Raw genomic sequence first — 18,566 nt, 5'->3', positions numbered from 1 at the left:
GTCAGTCGAAAACGATGACCTGACGGATGGCGTTGCCGTCGGCCAATTCGTCCATGCCGCGATTGATCTCGTCCAACGTGATGCGCGAGGAGATCAGCTTCTCGACGGGCAGTCGACCCTCGCGCCACATCTGGGCGTACGTCGGAATGTCGCGTGCCGGGACGGCCGAGCCGAGGTAACTACCGATGATCGTGCGCGCCTCGGCTACGAGACCGAGAGGAGAGATCGACGAACGGGCGTCGGGAGCAGGCAGGCCCACGGTGATCGTCTTTCCGCCGGGAGCCGTTGCCGCGACTGCAGTTTCGAATGCACGGGCGTTGCCCGCTGCCTCGATGACGATGTCCGCCTTGATCCCCTTCTCTGCGAGATCCGCAGGTGAATAGACCTGCGTTGCACCCAGATCGGTTGCGGCGACGAGCTTGTCGGGGACGCCGTCGACACCGATGACCTCACCCGCACCGATCGAGACCGCGGTCAGTACGGCCGCCATGCCCACTCCGCCGAGGCCGACCACCATCACCGACTGCCCCGGCTTCGGAGTTCCGGCGTTGAGGACAGCGCCGCCGCCGGTGAGCACTGCACAACCGAGGACCGCTGCGATGTCGGCTGGGATGTCGTCGTCGACCGGTACCACCGACTTTCTACTGACCACTGCGTGTGTGGCGAAGCCGGAGACTCCGAGGTGATGCTTGATCTCGGCACCGTCTCGATGCAATTTGATGTCTCCGCCGAGCAACGTGCCCGCATTGTTCGACGCGCTTCCCACGACGCAGGGCATCTGGCCGTCGGTGGCGCACCCCGCGCAGTCACCGCAGCGCGGCAGGAACGTCATGACCACACGGGTTCCGACTGCTATGTCGTCGACGCCCGCGCCGACTTCCTCGACGCGGCCCGCGGCCTCGTGGCCGAGCAGCATCGGTACCGGACGAACGCGATTACCGTCGACCACCGACAGATCCGAGTGGCACAGTCCGGCCGCTTCGATCCGGACGAGCAGTTCCCCGTCACCCGGTGAGCCCAGTTCGAGATCGGAGACGGTGATGGGATGCGAGTCCGCGAAGGGACGAGATCGGCCGATTTCTTCGAGTACAGCGCCGCGAATCTTCATCCCGCCAGACTATGCGGCTGCGCCGCATGTGCGTGGAACTTCGTAGCCCACTACGAAGTTCCACTCACATGGGCCGCAGGCCCTCACAGCGGCAGACGTGGCCTGAGCAGGTGCGCAACCAACGCCGTCCAGCCGGTTTGGTGTGTTGCTCCGAGTCCCTCGCCGGTGTCTCCGTCGAAGTACTCGTTGAACGTGGGGTGCTCACTCCACAGTGGATCCGAACTCGATTCGATCCGCTGACCGTCGGCAGGCCGCTTACCGTCGACCGGACGGAACAGTCCGGCGAGACCGTTGTCGATCAAGTCTGCGGCATCGGTGAGAGTGCGATGGTTTCCCGAGCCGGTGGGAATTTCGATGGTGAACGAGTCGCCGTAGTAGCGCCCGTAGGCGCGCAGCTTGTCCGCCAGCAGCACGTTCACCGGGAACCACACCGGCCCTCGCCAATTGGAGTTGCCCCCGAACATTCCGGTGCGCGACTCCCCCGGCTCGTACTCGATGGACAGGCTTCGACCGTCGACGTCGAACGTGACCGGCTCGCGGTACGAAGCCGACAAGGAACGAATACCGAACTCCGACAGGAACTCTTCCGAGTCGAACATGCGAGAGAGGATCCGCTTGAGACGTTCGGGCTGCACGAGGGTGAGCAGAAGGCGCACCTCGTTGCCTTCCCGACGCGCCAGCAGCGGTGAGACCATTTCCGGCCGACGGTGCTGAACCCACCGCAGCCGCGCCGCGAGGTCCGGGCACTCCGCCTCGACCCAGGGCGGAATTTCCGTGGCCCCGAGAATGGGAAGCAGACCGACCATGGATCGCACTCGCATCGGTACCGCGTCGCCCTCGGGTTGCACGAGAACGTCGTAGAAGAATCCGTCTTCCTCGTGCCACAGCGAAATGTGCTGCGAACCGAACGAGTTGACCGCCTTCGCGATCGAGAGGAAATGCGAGAAGAACTTGGTCGCGACGTCGTCCCAGGCGCTGTCGTGGCGCGCGAGCTCGAGTGCGATCTTGAACATCTGCTGGCAGTAGAACGCCATCCAACTCGTGGCGTCGGACTGTTCCAGACGGAAACCGGGCGGCAGCGGAGCGGAGCGATTGAACAATCCGATGTTGTCCATACCAAGGAACCCGCCCTCGAAGATGTTCGACCCCTCCGAATCCTTGCGATTGACCCACCACGCGAAGTTGAGCAGCAACTTCGTGAACACCCGGACCAGGAACTCGCGATCCCGGTACCCGTCGATCCGATAGACGTGCCAGGCCGCCCAGGCGTGGACCGGAGGGTTGACGTCGCCGAACTCCCATTCGTAGGCCGGCAGTTGGCCGTTGGGATGCATGGCCCATTCCCGGCACATCAGGACCAACTGCTCCTTCGCGAAGTCCGGGTCCACATGTGCGAGAGGAATAGCGTGAAAGGCCAAGTCCCAGGCGGCGAACCATGGATACTCCCACTCGTCGGGCATCGAAATCACATCGGCCAGTGCGAGGTGACGCCAATGGGCGTTACGGCCCTTGGGGTCCTGACGCGAGTGCGGCGCCGGGGCTCCCACCTTGTCGCCCTCGATCCACTGCTCGACGTCGTAGCGGTAGAGCTGCTTGGTCCACAACAGCCCCGCATATGCCCGCCGCGCCACGTGTCGATCGGCATCGGTGAGGTCCGCACCGATCACTGCGCCGTAGAACTCGTCCGCCTCCGCACGACGGTCACCGGTGACCGCGTCGAATCCCGCACCGAACGTCTGCTCGTCCGGCCGATGGGGCGACAAGCGCAGTCGCACCGATTCGGTTGCGCCCGAGGCGATGTCGTCGAATCTATACCAGAATGCAGCCTTCGTTCCGGTCTGCTCGGGGTTCACCGCACCCTGTTCGCCGTCGACGACATGTCGGCCGATGCCGTCCTTGGGGTACTTCGACAGGTTGTCCTGCCCCCACAAGGACTCTGCATTGGTTTCGTTGTCGCAGAACAACACTGACGGCGACCCCTCGGCGCTGAGGTAGTACCGACCGAGAAAGCCGTGATCGGCTGCAACGGCCTCGAGGCCGCCGGCCAGAAGTTCCGGTCGGGTCAGCTGGGTGAGCGATCCGCCGCGATCGTCGCGCCCCCACGACCAGGTGTTGCGCAGCCACAGTTGCGGCAGCAGATCGACCGATGCCGCCTCGGGTCCGTGATTGGTGATGGAGATCGTGATGCAGATGTCGTCGGGCGACGCTTTCGCATACGTGACCTGAACGTCGAAGAACCGGTTCTCGTCCAGGATCCCGGTATCGGCCAATTCGTATTCGCGGTCGTCTCGGCCGCGTCGGGCACTCTCCTCGCGCAGGTGCGCGTACGGATACTCCGCATGCGGGTAGCGGTAGAGCCACTGCATCCAACTGTGCGTCGGAGTGCCGTCGATCGCCCAGAAATACTCCTTGACGTCCTCGCCGTGATTCCCCTCCTCGTTGGCCAACCCGAAGAGTCGTTCCTTCAGAATCGGATCCTTGCGATTCCACAGGGCGAACGCGAAATTCAGGAAACCGAATCGATCGCAGATTCCACCGATTCCGTCCTCACCCCAGCGGTAGGCACGCTTGTGCGCCTGATCGAACGGAAACGACGCCCACGCGTTTCCGTCCTCGGAGTAGTCTTCGCGCACCGTGCCCCACTGCCGTCCCGCCAGGTACGGTCCCCACTGACGCCATGGCCCGCTGACCCCTGGTGACTCCGCCAAACGGTTGTGTTCGACGGTGGACGGGGTGGGAACGCTCACGGGATTGGTGGTCACGGCACACAGTCTGGTGCTTCCCGGTCAGCGATGCACGCCGACATTGGCGGCGAGGTACCCGACTCGGCGTTGCACCGCGGCGATCTCTCGGATGCCGTCGGTGAGCAGACTGCGCTCGAGCGGTGAGAGATCGGCCATGATCAGCACATCGCCGGGCCGATGGCCTGCCGTCATCTGATCGATCTGGTGTGACAGCCGCAGCCGTTGAAGCAACGCGAACACCTCGGTCAACGTGGTGACGTCCCGTTCGGAGAGCATCCCGTTGCCCGACGCGGCCGCCAGACGCGCCGGTGTCGAGGCCGAGGCCATTCCGACCGACAGTCCACCCCACCGAGCGAGATTGACGATGGGAGTCAGTGCATGGGCCTTGAGGTCGAACGTACCGCCGCGCCGCGCCAGCACGTCTCGCAGCGAACGCAGCCGGGCCCGTCCGGCGAGGGCATCTCTGAGTTGCAGTCGCAGTGCATCGGGGTTGTCCACCAGCAGTCGGCGATAGGCCTCGGGAACCGTGTTCAACTCCCTCGGGCCCCACACCACCCTGCCGTCGATCATCAGCGAGGACATGATGAGGCCGGAGTCCCCAGCCGGAGTGGAGCCTGCGGAACGACCAGGGGTTCCTGCTTTGCCACGATCGCCGAAGGGGTTGCTGAGCCAGTGGGCCGCGGCACTTTCCCACTGTCCGGCCGAGCGTGCGAATCTCGGCGAACTCGCAACCGCACCGTTGGTGTCGGACGGCAACCCGGCACCGTCGAGGCTCGCGTGTACCCGAGCGGCCAGGCCCATCAGCACTTCGTCGCGAGTTCTCGGCACCGAGTTCGATCGTCCACGCACGTAGGGGTCGGCGGTGGTATCCGACCAAGTCAGAGCGCTGTCGACGTCCGAGGAGGGCATCGCCTCCCGACGGGCGACGCTGCCCAGGGTGATCCAGGCGAAGTTGTGTCGCGGTACTTCGGGCCGCGCCGCCCATTCGATCTCCACGGCTCGGCGAACGAGGCTGTCGACCACGACGGACAGAATCGCGCTGATGGCCAGGGCGTCGGTCCCACCCCGGAACAGGTCCGCCACCAATCCCGGAACGAGCCTTCCTGCGTCGGCGAGTTCGGCCGATGTCGTTGCCGAGGTCACCGCGCGACGAACCACGAAGCTGCGACGCGTGGACGCGGCATGCAGATCGGAGTCCTCGACGACGCCGAGTACCTCGCCTCGGCTGGACACGACGGGCATGTGCCGCAGTCCCAGCTCGAGCATGTCCATCAGGACGGTGCCGGCCAACCGGTCCGCGGTGACCGTCTCTGTGGGCGACGTCATGACGTGCTCGACCGGGGTGTCGACGCCGATTCCCGCGGCGACCACCCGCACCCTGAGGTCACGGTCGGTGAATATTCCGTAGCGCGAACCTCGCAGCGGAACCAGGACGTACGAGCTGCCCTGCTCGGTCATGTGCCGAACTGCGTCTCGGACGGAGGTGCCGACGGAGACGAACACCGTTGGGGCCGAGAGCAGTTCGCCGACGGCGCGGCCGGCACTACCCTCGGCCGCCCCACCGCGATGCGTGCTGGCCGAGGTGACGGCGTCGGCCAGAAACGCCAGCCCGGTCGGCGTTGCGAACAGCGGTCGAATCAGCTCTCCGGGCAACCGAAGAACGGTACTCGGCTCGGTTGCGCGCGCACAGAATTCGACCGTCCCGCCGACAAGCAACGCCGAGAAACCGAAGACCCCGCCCGGACCGATGGTGTCGATCGGTACGGCGGCGGGCGAGGTGTCGTCGGAGTGCACGATCACCACTCGACCGGTACGCACCACCCACACGGTGTCGGCCACATCGAGCTTCGACGTCGGGCCCACAACCCATGCGCCACTGACATAGTCGAGTTCGACGGCTGCTCCGGCGATGTCGGTCAGTACCGCAGGTGACGCGCCTTGGAACGGTGGGTGCGCGCCGAGGAAGTCGGCAAGCTCCGATCTATCCGCCACGGATCAGGTCGGCGCACTTTTCCGCCATGGTCATGACCGTGATGTTGGGATTGACATACGGCAGCTTCGGCATCGCCGACGCGTCGACCACGCGTAGGTTCGAGATGCCCTTGACGCGCAACTCGGGATCGAGCACGGCCATGGTATCGTCCACCGATCCCATCCGCGCCGTGCCTGCCGGGTGATAGACCGTGTTGTGGGTCTTGTGCACGTAGTCGAGCAGATCATCGTCGGTGACGGCATCGGGCCCGGGGGCGAGTTCGCGTTCGATCCAACCCGCGAGTGGACCGTCTGCGGCGATAGCGCGCGCCAGCTTCAGCCCGGCAAGCATCACCGCGTCGTCATGGCCGTCGGGATCGGTGAAATAGCGCGGATCCACCTTGGCGCGATCGCGGAAGTCTCTGCTGCGCAACCGAACAGTTCCCCTAGAACGACCCTGAGTGACGTTGGGCGTCAAACAGAAACCGTTGTCGGTGGTCGGATAACCCCACCGGAGGGTGTTCATGTCGAACGGCACGCTGCCGTAATGCATCATGATGTCCGGGTAGTTCAGCGACGTGTCGGTCTGTGCGAACACCCCGATCTCCCACCACTGCGAGGACGTGGTGACCATCGGCTTGCTCGCCTCCCAGAACACCAGTCCCTCGACGTGGTCGTCGAGGTTCTCACCCACGCCGGGCGAGTCGACCCGAACGGTGATTCCCATCTCCTGCAGCTGTGCCGCCGGTCCGATTCCGGAGAGCATCAACAACTTCGGAGTGTCGATGGCACCGGCGGTGACGATCACTTCGCGTCGCGCGGACACGGTGTCGTAACCGGTCAGGTCGGGGCGTTGGTACCGCACACCCGTCGCAGTCAGCGACTCGTCGATCAGGATCTCGCTGATCCAGCAGTCGGTGCGCACCTCCAGGTTCGGCCGCGAGCCGATGATCGGATGCAGGTAGGCATGGGACGTCGACATACGCGACCCGTCCTCACCCGCATTGATCTGAAACCAACCCGCGCCGTTGAGTACCGGCGTCCCGCGATTGAATGCGACTGTCGGAAGGCCTATTCCGGCGGCCGATTCGAGCACTGCCGCACCGCAGGGATCGTGCGGCGGCACGTCGCGTATCCGCACGGGTCCGTCGTGACCGCGGCCGGTGTCGTTGTTCTCCACGCGCGCAACGAAAGGAAGGATGTCCGACGCGCCCCAGCCCGTCGCGCCGGCCGCGGCCCAATCGTCGAGAGTTTCGGCCGGCGGATGAAAAGCGATGCAGGAGTTGTGCGAAGAGCAACCGCCGAGCACTTTCGCACGCGCATGCCGCATGAAGCTGTTGCCACGTTCCTGCGGCTCGACGGGGTAGTCCCAGTCGTAGCCGGAGTCGAGCAGATGCATCCACTCGACGAGTTCCAGGATCGCTTTGTCGCCGATGTCGGTGGGACCTGCCTCGACGAGGCAGACGCTCACAGAAGGATCTTCGCTCAGCCGCGCGGCCAGGACGCACCCCGCCGTGCCACCTCCTGCGACGACGTAATCGAACTGGGTGTCTGTCACTGCACGCTCCTTCTAGTTGCCCGTGGAGGCATGTGATTTCAGAGTGCCGATGTGCTTGCGCCCCTTGAGTGCGTACCACAGCAGGCCTACGCCCAGGATGCCGCCGATGTAGACGAACGCACCGAACGTGTTGTACCAGGGGGTTCCGTACACGGCCTCGCGCGGCCAGGCGAGGTTGAGCGCCATCCCGGCACCCCACACCACCGCCGCAATGTTGACCGGCAGGCCGAACTTGCCCATCGTGAAGTATCCGCCGGGTTTGAGATCCTCCGGCGGCCACTCGCCTTTGATGCGCTTGACCAACAGTGGTCCGGTGACCATCAGATACGCGAGATAGATCATGATGATCGCGATCGAGGTGAGGACCGTGAAGATCTGCGGCTGACCGATGTTGACGACGAGGATCACGATGGCCAGCACGCCGATGGTCACCGCGGGCACCACCGGGGTCTGGGTCTTGGGATTGACCTTGGCCAGACTCTCACCGAAGGGCAACGCGTTGTCTCGCGCCATGGCGAACGTGAGCCGGATCGCCGCGGTGTGTACTGCCAGTGAGCAGACGAAGACCGCAATGACGATGCAGATGAGGAAGACGGTGCCGAGCGGGCCCCACATCACCGATTCGACGATGGATTGCAGGCTGCCGTCGGGGCTGCCGAGGGAAGGATCGTTCAGGTCCGGCGCGGCCATGACGGCGAACACCAGGATGGCTCCACCGATGACGAACGACGCGAGGATGGCGCGAAAGATCGCTTTGGGGGCGGTGCGCCGAGGTTCGACGGTTTCCTCCCCGAGCGAGCTCGCGGTGTCGAATCCGTACATGACGTATCCCGACGCCAGCGACGCCACCAGGAAAGCACCGAGGTAGCCGCCGCTCTCACCGGCACCGTAGCCGTTGGTGGAGAAGAACACCTCGGGTCCTCGAGTGATGTTGGCCGCGAGCAAGATCGCGATGAGCACGGCCGCGATGAGTTCGATGAACACACCCGCACTGTTGATCATCGCCATCAGTCGAACGCCCAGCGCGTTGATCGTGGTGGTGATGGCGATCAGAATCGCACCGAGCAGCACTGCATTGGCCGCGAAGTCGGTGGCTCCCGAGCCGTCACCGATGATCTGAAATCCGCTCCAGATGCGTGGCAGATTCAGCTGCAGAGCGAGGGCAACGGCGGCCAGTGTCACGATCGATGCCGTGAGCATCAACCAGCCCGCCGACCAACCGACGATCCTGCGGCCCAACAGCTTCGCCCAGTTGTACACCGATCCCGCCACCGGATACTTCGCGGCCAACTCCATGAAGCACAGTGCCACGCAGAGCTGACCGACGAAGACCGCAGGCCACGACCACAGGTATGCCGGTCCGGCGGTGCCGAAACCGAAGTAGAACAGTTGGAAGGTACCGGTGAGAATCGAGATGTAGCTGACGCCTGCGGCGAAGCTGGCGAATTTGCCGAGACTTCGATCGAGCGATTCCTTGTAACCGAAATCGTCCATTCCGCTCGAATTGTCGTTCAGTATTGCCATGCCTGTGGCCTTTCCCATCGTGCTCTATCGGGTACCGAACCACCCCGCCGCGGTAGGAGAGGTGTTGTGCCAAATATGCTTCGCTTCTTGATATTCGGACATACCGGACGGTCCGAGTTCGCGGCCGTTCCCGGACTGCTTGAAGCCGCCCCATTCCGCGGCCGCCGTGTAGACACCGAAGTCGTTGAGCCACACCGTTCCATGACGAAGCCCACGCACCATTCTTTCGCCTCGCGCGGCGTCGGACGTCCGAACACCCGCGGCGAGACCGTAATTCGTATCGTTACCCAGTAGAAGCGCCTCGGCCTCGGTGTCGAATCGCTCCACAGTGAGTATGGGCCCGAACGTCTCGTCTTGCACGATATTCATCGACCGATCGCAGTGATCGAAGATGGTGGGCAGGAAATAGCTACCTTTGCTCAAGGACGGATCGTCCGGCTTGGTACCTCCTATGACCAAGGTGGCCCCCTCCTCGATACCCGTCGCCACGAAGCTTTCGATCTTCTCGCGCTGCGCCTGCGACACCAGCGGTCCGGTCTCGCTGGCCGGGTCCATACCCGGCCCCATCACGATGGTCTTCGCACGCTCTGCCACGGCGGCCACGAACCGGTCGGCCACCGATTCCTCGATGATCAGTCGGGTACCGGCCGAACACACCTGACCGGAATGCAGAAACACTCCGGTCAGTACGTTGTCGACCGAATCGGCGAACGACTGCTCGTCGGCCACCGCGTCGGCGAAGACGATGTGTGGATTCTTTCCCCCGAGTTCCACCGCCACCTTCGTGACGTTCTCCGCGGCCGCGGCGAGAATGTGCCTGCCGGTGGCGAGTCCGCCGGTGAAGGAGATGAAGTCGACGTCGCGGTTCCTGGTGAGCGCATCTCCGAGCGTCGCGCCGCTGCCCTGCAGCAGGTTGACCACACCAGCAGGCACTCCTGCTTCTTCCACGAGCTTGGTGAACGCGATGGTGCTCAGTGGCGTCACCTCGCTGGGTTTGAGCACCATGGTGCACCCAGCAGCCAAGGCGGGGGCGATTTTCCACGAGATCTGCAACAGCGGGTAGTTCCAGGGTGCGATCATCACGCAGACACCGATGGGCTCGTGCACCACTCGGCTCAGAATTTCCGGACGGTCGACGTCGATCAGTCGATCTGCCTGCACCACAGCGAGATCGGCATAGAAGCGGAACACCGACGTGACGTCGTCGATATCGATCTCACTCTCGCCGAACGTCTTTCCGGTATCGAGAGTCTCGATATGCGCCAACTTCGCCTTGTCCCGTTGGAGCAAGTCCGCGATGCGATTGAGCAGATCACTGCGCTCACCCACGGTCACCGAGCGCCAGGGGCCGTCGTCGAACGCTGCCCGAGCCGCGGCAACCGCAGCCAGGGCATCGTCGGGTGTCGCCTCGTCGACGACGGCCACCACGCTGCCGTTGGACGGATCGACGATGTCGCGGGTCCCGCCGTCACCGGCTCCCTGCCATTGCCCGTCGATGAACAACGACGGCCGCAGTGAGCTCGGGTCGAATCCTGCATCGGAGTCGGTCACTCGACACCTTCTTCCGTGTGGGGGCCTGTTGGTGTGTCTACGGTATGCCTCAGCGGCCGGTGACTCCATCGATCTGTTCGCGGATGATGTCCGCGTGCCCGTTGTGCCGCGCATATTCACTGATCATGTGCACGTAGACCATCCTCAATGACATCGGCCCGCCGCGACAGTCGACCGGATCCTCGAACGAGTATTGGGCAGCGACCACGTCCGAGGCCTCGCACTCGGCAGCGAATCGCGCGAAGTCCGACTCTGCACTCGATGCCGTCGCGCCCAGGAAGTCGGAATCCTTACCCAACGCAGCGTCGTACATCGGGTCGAACGACATCGACGCCAGTCGCTCTCGAAACCAGATGCGTTCGACCTTCGCGAGGTGCCGGACGAGGCCGAGGAGGGAGAGCGTCGAGTGCGAGAAGGGGCGTTGCGCAAGCTGTTCGGCATCGGCACCGGCACAGATGTTCGACAACGTGGCTCGATGCCAACGCAGCATTCCTTCGAGAATGGGTCTGTCGTCACCGACGAGCGGACCGTCGACGGGATCGGGCGTGGGCGCGGTGAAGCTCATACTGCGATTGTCGAGCACGAAGTGGCTCCTGCCGAACGACCCGCCCGAAACAGAGTGCGAAGCCCCAGCAACAACCCATTCGGACAATTCACACTACGGTGGGATTCATGACAATCGAAGATGTGGGCGGCAGGCGAACGGTGACGGCGGATGAGCTTCTTCTGTTGGTGGGTGATCATCTCCTCATCGAGGAGGGTGTCGCGACCGGGTTCATCGAAAGCGCTGGGCAGGTTGCCGAGAACGTGGCGGTGACGGTCACCGACGGCGTCGACGGAACCACCACGACCGAGCGAGTTTTCCTTCCCGACGCCGAGGTGACCATCGAACCAGCCGACCGCGGACGCGCTCCGGTCACGATGTGACGATCGAGTTCAGCCGACACCGAAGTACATTCCTGTAACTCGAGCAACTCGGATCACACCAGCCACACTGGCACCGAACTGAGCTAGGGTGACGAAAACCCGTCATCGTTCAGGAGGGCAGCCGACAATGCGATCCGGCCGACAACAACCGTCGATTCGCGTTGCCGTGGTCTCTTGTGTCGCCGTGTTCGGGCTCGCCATGGGATCCAGTTCGGCGACGGCCGAGCCCGCTGCGCCGATCTCGACCCCAACGATTGCCGACGCAGTACGTTCGGCCGACGCGCAGCAGTACAACGATGCGCAGAATGCTCTGGTCAAGGGTCGCTACGAGGCCGGTTTCGCCGCACTGGACGCGGTTGCCACCGCCGCACCGAACGATGCCAATGTCGCAGCACTGCAGACGTTCTACGCCAACGCAACCGATGATGCCGACGCGCGAGCGCTGCACTCGGCCCGCCTGCGCGCCCTGTCTCCCCCGCTTGCCGATGCGGTGGATCGGGCTATCGAAGTCATCGACGAGGCGGCGACGGAGGCGATCGACTTCACGCCTGCGACCGATGGCGTGAGGACGGCAATCGTGGTGCTCGGCCTGGGCCTGAACGACGACGGCAGTATGGCACCGGAATTGGTGCAGCGACTGAAATCCGCTGCCGCGGTCGCCGAGCGTTCCCCCGAATCACCCATCATCGTCACCGGCGGAAATCCGCAGCGCGGCGTCACCGAAGCCGAAGCGATGAAGAAGTGGCTGATCGACAACGAGATTGCGGCCGACCGCATTCACGCCGAGTCCACTGCGAATTCGACGGTGCAGAATGCGCAGCGCGCCACCCCACTGGCTACTGAGATCGGTGCTGTGAATCTGGTGCTCGCAACAACTCCCAGCCATCTTCGGCGAGCGATCTCCGACTTCGAGATCGCCGGTGCCGACGTGATCGGTGCCGCCACATCCACCCCCGACGATCTTCCGGCCCTGCCCGCGCTCGCTCCGACAGCACGGTTGGGCATGACCGTCGACGCCACCAAGATCATCGGGATACCGCGCACCTACTGACGCATCCACCCGCGCAGCACAGACGCCGCCCCGGCGTCGAACATCACCCGACGATCCTCGTCGTCGGCCATCCCGGGTATCGACAACTCGAGCGACACCAGACCGTGCACGATCGCCCAGAACGAGTGGCTGATCACGTCCACCGACGCGCCGCTCATCGTGCCTGCCTCGACGGCGCTCGCCACCGCCGCCCGAAGCGGATCCATCGCGGCGGCCGCGAGGTGTGCCTGATCGGATACGTCGACCGAACCGAGCACTCCGCCGAACATCACTGCGTAGAGGTGTGGGTTGGCCATGGCCCAGCGGCGGTACGCAAATGCCAGTTCGCGCAGGTCGACCTCGGATTCCCCGGTGACAGGAACGCTGCGTTGCGCGTCACCGAAACTCGAGAACGACGCGCCGAACAGAGCCACCAGCAGCTCCGCTCGACCGCCGAACAGCGAGTAGATGGCCGTGGTCGAGGTGCCCTGCGCGGCCGCGAGTTTACGCAACGACAACGAGTCGACGCCATGGCGCGCAACGGTTTCCGCTGCGGCTTCGAGTAGCCGGGTGCGCAGTTCGGCATCGTGAATTCTGGGTCTCGCCACTTGCGAAATCTATCACAACAGTGTTTTATAACAGTGTCACGCCATGCGCTAGGCCCCGAAACGAACAGACGGGAACACGACATGCAATCCATCATCGACGGCCGCACCACGGTCGAATCCGACCGCGACACCGTCACGGTCTTCCTCATCGGAATGCGCATCAACAATCCCCTTGCCGTTCGCTCCTGGCTTCCCGCCGCGCGCGCGATGCCGCGGATGCTCAGCCACCTCGAGCAGGATCCCACCTCCGGACTGCTCGGCTACCACTCGTGGTTGGGCCGCACCACCATGCTCGTCAGTTACTGGCGCAACGCGGAAGACCTGACGCGATTCGCCTCCGATCCCGACGCACCACATGCCCCCGCCTGGCGTGCCTTCAACCGATCGGTCGCTGCGACCGGCCATGTCGGCGTATGGCACGAAACCTATACCGCGACAGCCCAGGACAGTGAAGCGATCTACGTCAACATGCCGACATTCGGCCTCGCGGGAGCTATCGGTGGGATCCCCGTCGGCACCGGCTCGCACACGTGGAAGCAGCGAATGAAGTCCGCGAAGTAGGCCCGTACGTGCTAGAGGAAGTTCCCGGCCCGCGCGGCGATATCGAGAACGGGCTGAGGAAAGACTCCCAGTGCCACGGTGACGACCACCGACACCCCGATCGCACAGGCCACCGGCGCGGTAGGACGCACCACCGTGGCGGTCCGTTCGCTGGGTTCGGTGAAGAACATGAGCACGATCACGCGCACGTAGAAGAACGCTGCAATCGCACTGCACACCACTCCGACCACGACCAGTGCGGCTCCCCCCGCACCCGAGGCTGCGCTGAACACCGCGAACTTACCGATGAACCCACTGGTGAGCGGGATCCCGGCGAACGAGAGCAGAAACAAACCGAACACAGCGGCGACGAGCGGCGAGCGGCGACCGATACCCGCCCATCGCTCCAGGTCGCTCACCTCACCGCGTTCGTCTCGGGCCAGACCGATGACCGCGAATCCACCCAGCGTGCTGAAGGCATAGGCAAGCAGGTAGAACATCGTGGCCGACACCCCCGAATCACGTACATCACCCGAACTACCCAGCGCAGTCACTCCGGTGAGGATGAACCCGGTGTGCGCCACGGACGAGTAGGCCAGCATCCGTTTGACGTCGGTCTGCGTCACCGCGACAACCGAACCGAGCACCATCGTGGCGATGGCGATCACCCACAACATCGGACGCCAACTCGACTCGAGACCGGGCAGCGCCATTCCGAAGATTCGCAGAATCGCACCGAAGGCCGCCACCTTGGTCACGGTGGCCATCAGCGCCGTCACCGGAGTGGGGGCACCCTGGTAGACGTCGGGAATCCACGAATGGAAAGGCACGGCACCGACTTTGAACAGCAGACCCACCGCAAGCAAGGCGGTTCCGATCAGTGCGAGTGATCTGCCCTGACCGTCTGCCGTGATGGCGTCGGCGATTCCGTCCAATCGGACCGTCCCGGCGTGGCCGTAGAGGAACGCGACTCCGAACAGGAAGAACGCAGACGAGAACGCGCCCAGCAGAAAGTATTTGAGGGCTGCTTCCTGAGAGAGCAGTCGTCGTCGTCTCGCCAGACCGCACAGCAGATACAGCGGCAACGACAGCACTTCCAGCGCCACGAACATCGTCAGCAGATCCGTGGACGCCGGAAAGAGCAGCATGCCGCCGATCGCGAACATCGCCAGTGGAAAGACCTCGGTCTGGGCGACGCCTGCATCGATGGCCTGCTTCTCTGCCACGCTGCCCGGCGTGGTCGAGGCCTGCGGAGTGAACGAGTCGATGCGGCGCTCGGCCCCGGCCCCGGTGACGGCGACGGTGCGCTCCGCCAACAGTGCGATTGCCGGAATTGCCACGAGCACAATGGTTCCCTGCAGGAACAGAGTCGGTCCGTCGATCGCGACGGCCCCGTTCATCGCGGCTGCCTCGGTGCCGGCCAGGCCGAGCACTGCCGCGAGGGCGCCGACCAGCCCTGCCAGAGCGAGACCCACGTGGGTTGCGCGACGAGCACGTAGCGGTACGAACGCCTCGACGAGAACCCCGAGAACCGCGACACCGAAGACGATCAACATGGGCGACAGCAGACCGTACTGCACTTCGGGAGTGGTCATCGTTGACCTCCTGCACTGTCGACGATCGTGGATTGCACTGCCGGAGTGATGATGTCGAGTGCCGGTTTCGGGTACACCCCGAACACGATCAGCAACGCGAGCAACGGGACCACCACCAACGCCTCACGGGGAACGAGATCGGAGATCTTCTCGCTGCCCTCTCGGACGGGCCCCGTCATCACCCGTTGGTAGAGCCAGAGAATGTAGATCGCCGACAGCACGAGCGCACCGGTGGCCACGATCGCGGCGACGCCGTAGCGACCGAATGTGCCGATCAGCACCAAGAATTCGCTGATGAACGGGGCAAGACCGGGTAGCGAGAGCGTGGCCAGACCAGAGATCAGAAACGTTCCGGCGAGCACCGGCGCGACCTTCTGGACGCCGCCGTAGTCGGCGATCGCCCGTGAGCCACGACGGGACACGAGAAAGCCGGCGATCAAGAACAATGCGGCGGTGGAGATTCCATGGTTGACCATGTAGAGCGTCGCACCGGCCTGACTCTGACCGGTCATCGCGAAGATACCGAGAATGATGAACCCGAAGTGCGAAATCGAGGTGTAGGCAATGAGTCTCATCATGTCGGTCTGACCGATCGCCAGTATCGCGCCGTACACGATTCCGATCACTGCGAGCGTGATGATCCACGGGGCGAACGTCTGCGACGAACCGGGAAAGAGCTCGAGGCAGAAGCGCAGCATGGCGAAGGTGCCGACCTTGTCCACCACCGACATCATCAGCACAGCAGTCGCCGGGGTGGACTGCACTGCAGCGTCGGGTAGCCACGTGTGGAACGGCCACAGCGGTGCCTTGATCGCGAACGCGAACATGAAGCCGAGGAACAGCGCGTTCAGAACCATCGGATCCACACCGAGTCCCCCCGATGACGCCGCATCCGCGATCTCGCGTAAATCGAACGTCCCGCCGTCGAACGGGCCGTCGGGCCTGGCCGTCACGACGTACAACCCGATGACGGCAGCCAACATCACCAGACCGCCGAACAAGTTGTAGAGCAGGAACTTCACCGCGGCGCGCGTTCGCTGAACACCGCCGAACCCACCGATGAGGAAGTACATCGGAATCAGCATCGCCTCGAAGAAGATGTAGAACAGCAATACGTCCAACGCGAGGAACGACACGATCACCATGGACTCGACCACCAGGATCAACGCCATGTAGGTGTGCGAGACCCGGCGCGATCCGTAGTTCGCCACACGGCTGCCGTCGTGCCAGCCCGCGACGAGGAGCAATGGGGTCAGAACGGTGGTGAGCAACACCAGCACGAGGCCTATTCCGTCGAGGCCGAGCGTGTAGCGCGCACCGAATGCCGCTATCCACGAATGGTCTTCGAGGAACTGGTAGCGATCGCCACCGGAGTCGAATGCCACGGCGAGTACCACCGACACCGCGAGTGTGCCGGCGGCGAAGCCCACGGCGACGCTGCGTGCGATCGTCGGTCGATCGGCCGGGACCAGGGCGACGACAATCGCGCCGAGAATCGGCAGAACCCACAGGACGGTCAGCCAGGGGAACGTCACAGGACCACCACCATCAGCACGACGAGAACTGCCCCCGCGAACATCGCCAACGCATAGGACCGTACGAATCCGGTCTGCAGCCGCCTCGATCGAGTGGATACTCCGCCGATCGATCTCCCCACCCCGTCCACGACCGCGTCGATACCCGCCTTGTCGGCGAATACCATTGTGTTCGTGAGCTTTTGACCGGGCCGCATGAATGCTGCCTCGTTGAAGGCGTCGCCGTACAGGTCAGCGCGTGCGGCTCTGGTCAGCACCGATACGTCCTCGGGTGGAGTCGGGGGAACGTCACGAGCGATGTACTTCCGGTACGCGACGCCTGCACCCACGAGTACCACCGCCAGAACTGCGACCGTCACGACCCAGGCAGGTATCGCGTGTTCTTCGTGCGCCGATCCCACCACCGGTTCCAGCCACGTCTCGAGGCGTCCACCCACCGCAAGGAAGGCACCCGATGCCACCGAGCCGACGGCCAACAGAATCATCGGAGCCGTCATGGTCGCCGACGCTTCGTGCGGATGTGCCTGCGCCGACCAGCGTTTCGGGCCGAAGAACGTCATCAGCATCACCCGAGTCATGTAGAAGGCCGTCAAGCCCGCACCGAGCAACGTGACGCAGCCCAGCACCACACCTGCCGCTCCCCCGGCCGCGAACGCAGTCTCGATGATCGGATCCTTGGCGAAGAAACCGGAGAACGGCGGAACTCCGATGATGGCGAGGTAGCCGAGACCGAACGTGACGAACGTGATCGGCATCGCGGCACGGAGCCCGCCGAACCGTCGCATGTCGGTCTCGTCGTTCATCGCGTGCATCACCGAGCCGGCCCCCAGGAACAGGCCTGCCTTGAAGAATCCGTGCGACAGCAGCAGCACGATGGCGAAGGCATAACCGGACGGGCCGAGTCCGGCCGCGAGCACCATGTACCCGATCTGACTCATCGTCGAGGCGGCGAGCGCCTTCTTGATGTCGTCTTTCGCACAACCGATGACGGCACCGAACAGCAACGTCACCGCGCCGACCGTGACGGTCGCCGCCCGCGCCACCGGCGAGGCCTCGAACACCGGTCCGGATCGGACGATGAGATACACCCCGGCGGTGACCATCGTCGCCGCGTGGATGAGTGCGGAGACCGGCGTCGGGCCCTCCATCGCGTCGCCGAGCCACGACTGCAGCGGCACCTGGGCCGACTTCCCGCAGGCCGCCAGCAGCAACATCAGTGCCATGGCGGTCGCCACCGATTCACCCGCGTTCCCGATTCCCGCGAACACCACGTCGTACTGCACAGACCCGAAGTTCACGAACATGATCATCAGGGCGATGGCCAAGCCGATATCGCCGACGCGGTTGACCACGAACGCTTTTCGAGCAGCCGTCGCTGCCGATGGCTTGTGTTGCCAGAATCCGATGAGCAGGTACGACGCCAGACCGACACCCTCCCACCCCAGATAGAGGCCGAGGAAATTGTCTGCCAGCACCAGCAGCAGCATGGCTGCGAGAAACAGATTGAGGTACGCGAAGAAGCGTCGCCGCTCCGGGTCATGGCTCATGTACCCGATCGAGTACACGTGAATGAGTGATCCGACCCCGGTGATCAACAGGACGAAACAGATCGAGAGTTGATCGGCACGCATGCCGAAGTCGACCTGCAATTGGTCGACGGGCACCCAGCGGAACAGCGTGTGAGTCAGTGTTCTGTCCGACTCGTCCCGTCCGAGCATCGACGAGAACACCAGCGCCGCAACGACGAACGACGACACCGCGGCGGCCGTCGCGAAAAGGTGGCCCCACGAGTTGCAGCGCCGGCCACCGAGCAGCAGGACGGCCGCACCGAACGCCGGCAGAGCCGGGAGAAGCCACAGGATCGACATCGTTTCT

At 64.0% G+C, this 18,566-nt stretch carries 14 protein-coding genes; 3 read left to right on the top strand and 11 right to left on the bottom strand.

Annotated features, from left to right (window positions below; translation table 11 throughout):
- Position 1: 1 nt before the first annotated feature.
- The 7 genes from CH278_RS17655 to CH278_RS17625 form a co-directional block, all read right to left on the bottom strand.
- The gene (locus CH278_RS17655) at positions 2-1,108 is read right to left on the bottom strand and encodes an alcohol dehydrogenase catalytic domain-containing protein (RefSeq protein WP_032407080.1); all 1,107 of its coding nucleotides are present in this window, start codon (positions 1,106-1,108) and stop codon (positions 2-4) included.
- A gap of 83 nt (positions 1,109-1,191) precedes the next feature.
- Entirely contained in the window at positions 1,192-3,870 is a 2,679-nt protein-coding gene (locus CH278_RS17650) for an MGH1-like glycoside hydrolase domain-containing protein (protein WP_256991867.1), read from the bottom strand.
- A gap of 24 nt (positions 3,871-3,894) precedes the next feature.
- Entirely contained in the window at positions 3,895-5,844 is a 1,950-nt protein-coding gene (locus CH278_RS17645) for a putative nucleotidyltransferase substrate binding domain-containing protein (protein WP_032366459.1), read from the bottom strand.
- The gene (locus CH278_RS17640; protein ID WP_027496792.1) at positions 5,834-7,381 is read right to left on the bottom strand and encodes a GMC family oxidoreductase; all 1,548 of its coding nucleotides are present in this window, start codon (positions 7,379-7,381) and stop codon (positions 5,834-5,836) included. The genes CH278_RS17645 and CH278_RS17640 overlap by 11 nt, the downstream gene beginning before the upstream one ends.
- 12 nt (positions 7,382-7,393) lie before the next feature.
- A complete protein-coding gene (locus CH278_RS17635) occupies positions 7,394-8,905 on the bottom strand; it encodes an APC family permease (RefSeq protein ID WP_032366458.1) in 1,512 nt (503 codons plus the stop codon).
- 24 nt (positions 8,906-8,929) lie between these two features.
- A complete protein-coding gene (locus tag CH278_RS17630; protein ID WP_179274446.1) occupies positions 8,930-10,456 on the bottom strand; it encodes an aldehyde dehydrogenase family protein in 1,527 nt (508 codons plus the stop codon).
- Between the two features lie 49 nt (positions 10,457-10,505).
- Positions 10,506-11,021, bottom strand: coding sequence for a DinB family protein (locus tag CH278_RS17625; protein ID WP_032366611.1), 516 nt, complete (start codon positions 11,019-11,021; stop codon positions 10,506-10,508).
- A gap of 107 nt (positions 11,022-11,128) precedes the next feature.
- Here CH278_RS17625 and CH278_RS17620 point away from each other — a divergent pair, with 107 nt between their 5' ends.
- The gene (locus CH278_RS17620; protein ID WP_032370974.1) at positions 11,129-11,383 is read left to right on the top strand and encodes a hypothetical protein; all 255 of its coding nucleotides are present in this window, start codon (positions 11,129-11,131) and stop codon (positions 11,381-11,383) included.
- Positions 11,384-11,510: 127 nt separating this feature from the next.
- Complete coding sequence (locus CH278_RS17615; protein WP_094622461.1) at positions 11,511-12,434, top strand: YdcF family protein; 924 nt, start codon at positions 11,511-11,513, stop codon at positions 12,432-12,434.
- Here the strand turns inward: CH278_RS17615 and CH278_RS17610 are convergent.
- Complete coding sequence (locus CH278_RS17610) at positions 12,428-13,021, bottom strand: TetR/AcrR family transcriptional regulator (RefSeq protein ID WP_027496788.1); 594 nt, start codon at positions 13,019-13,021, stop codon at positions 12,428-12,430. The genes CH278_RS17615 and CH278_RS17610 overlap by 7 nt on opposite strands.
- An 81-nt stretch (positions 13,022-13,102) precedes the next feature.
- On the opposite strand from CH278_RS17610, the gene CH278_RS17605 reads away from it, so the two are divergent.
- On the top strand, positions 13,103-13,582 hold the full coding sequence (locus CH278_RS17605) for a DUF4188 domain-containing protein (RefSeq protein ID WP_032370831.1): 480 nt from the start codon (positions 13,103-13,105) through the stop codon (positions 13,580-13,582).
- Positions 13,583-13,593: 11 nt separating this feature from the next.
- Here CH278_RS17605 and nuoN read toward each other — a convergent pair whose 3' ends face one another.
- The 3 genes from nuoN to nuoL are packed head-to-tail and all read right to left on the bottom strand — an operon-like array spanning position 13,594 to position 18,559.
- Positions 13,594-15,156, bottom strand: coding sequence for an NADH-quinone oxidoreductase subunit NuoN (nuoN, locus tag CH278_RS17600; RefSeq protein WP_094622459.1), 1,563 nt, complete (start codon positions 15,154-15,156; stop codon positions 13,594-13,596).
- Entirely contained in the window at positions 15,153-16,691 is a 1,539-nt protein-coding gene (locus CH278_RS17595) for an NADH-quinone oxidoreductase subunit M (protein ID WP_094622458.1), read from the bottom strand. Before CH278_RS17595 ends, nuoN begins: the two co-directional genes overlap by 4 nt.
- Positions 16,688-18,559 (bottom strand): NADH-quinone oxidoreductase subunit L, encoded by a 1,872-nt coding sequence (gene nuoL, locus CH278_RS17590; protein WP_094622456.1) that lies wholly within the window; start codon positions 18,557-18,559, stop codon positions 16,688-16,690. Before nuoL ends, CH278_RS17595 begins: the two co-directional genes overlap by 4 nt.
- Between the last annotated feature and the right edge of the window lie 7 nt (positions 18,560-18,566).

Origin of the sequence: Rhodococcus sp. 05-2254-5, from assembly GCF_002258575.1 — a bacterium.
Lineage (GTDB): Bacteria > Actinomycetota > Actinomycetes > Mycobacteriales > Mycobacteriaceae > Rhodococcoides > Rhodococcoides fascians.
The sequence above is the reverse complement of the archived record's forward strand: the minus strand, read 5'-3'. Positions and strand labels throughout refer to the sequence as shown.

What these genes read in the sequence shown, in the direction of transcription:
- CH278_RS17620 (WP_032370974.1), top strand. Translation starts at nt 11,129, where the DNA reads ATGACAATCGAAGATGTGGGCGGCAGGCGAACGGTGACGGCGGATGAG.
- CH278_RS17605 (WP_032370831.1), top strand. Translation starts at nt 13,103, where the DNA reads ATGCAATCCATCATCGACGGCCGCACCACGGTCGAATCCGACCGCGAC.
- CH278_RS17655 (WP_032407080.1), bottom strand. Translation starts at nt 1,108, where the DNA reads ATGAAGATTCGCGGCGCTGTACTCGAAGAAATCGGCCGATCTCGTCCC.
- CH278_RS17635 (WP_032366458.1), bottom strand. Translation starts at nt 8,905, where the DNA reads ATGGCAATACTGAACGACAATTCGAGCGGAATGGACGATTTCGGTTAC.
- nuoN (WP_094622459.1), bottom strand. Translation starts at nt 15,156, where the DNA reads ATGACCACTCCCGAAGTGCAGTACGGTCTGCTGTCGCCCATGTTGATC.
- CH278_RS17615 (WP_094622461.1), top strand. Translation starts at nt 11,511, where the DNA reads ATGCGATCCGGCCGACAACAACCGTCGATTCGCGTTGCCGTGGTCTCT.
- CH278_RS17625 (WP_032366611.1), bottom strand. Translation starts at nt 11,021, where the DNA reads ATGAGCTTCACCGCGCCCACGCCCGATCCCGTCGACGGTCCGCTCGTC.
- nuoL (WP_094622456.1), bottom strand. Translation starts at nt 18,559, where the DNA reads ATGTCGATCCTGTGGCTTCTCCCGGCTCTGCCGGCGTTCGGTGCGGCC.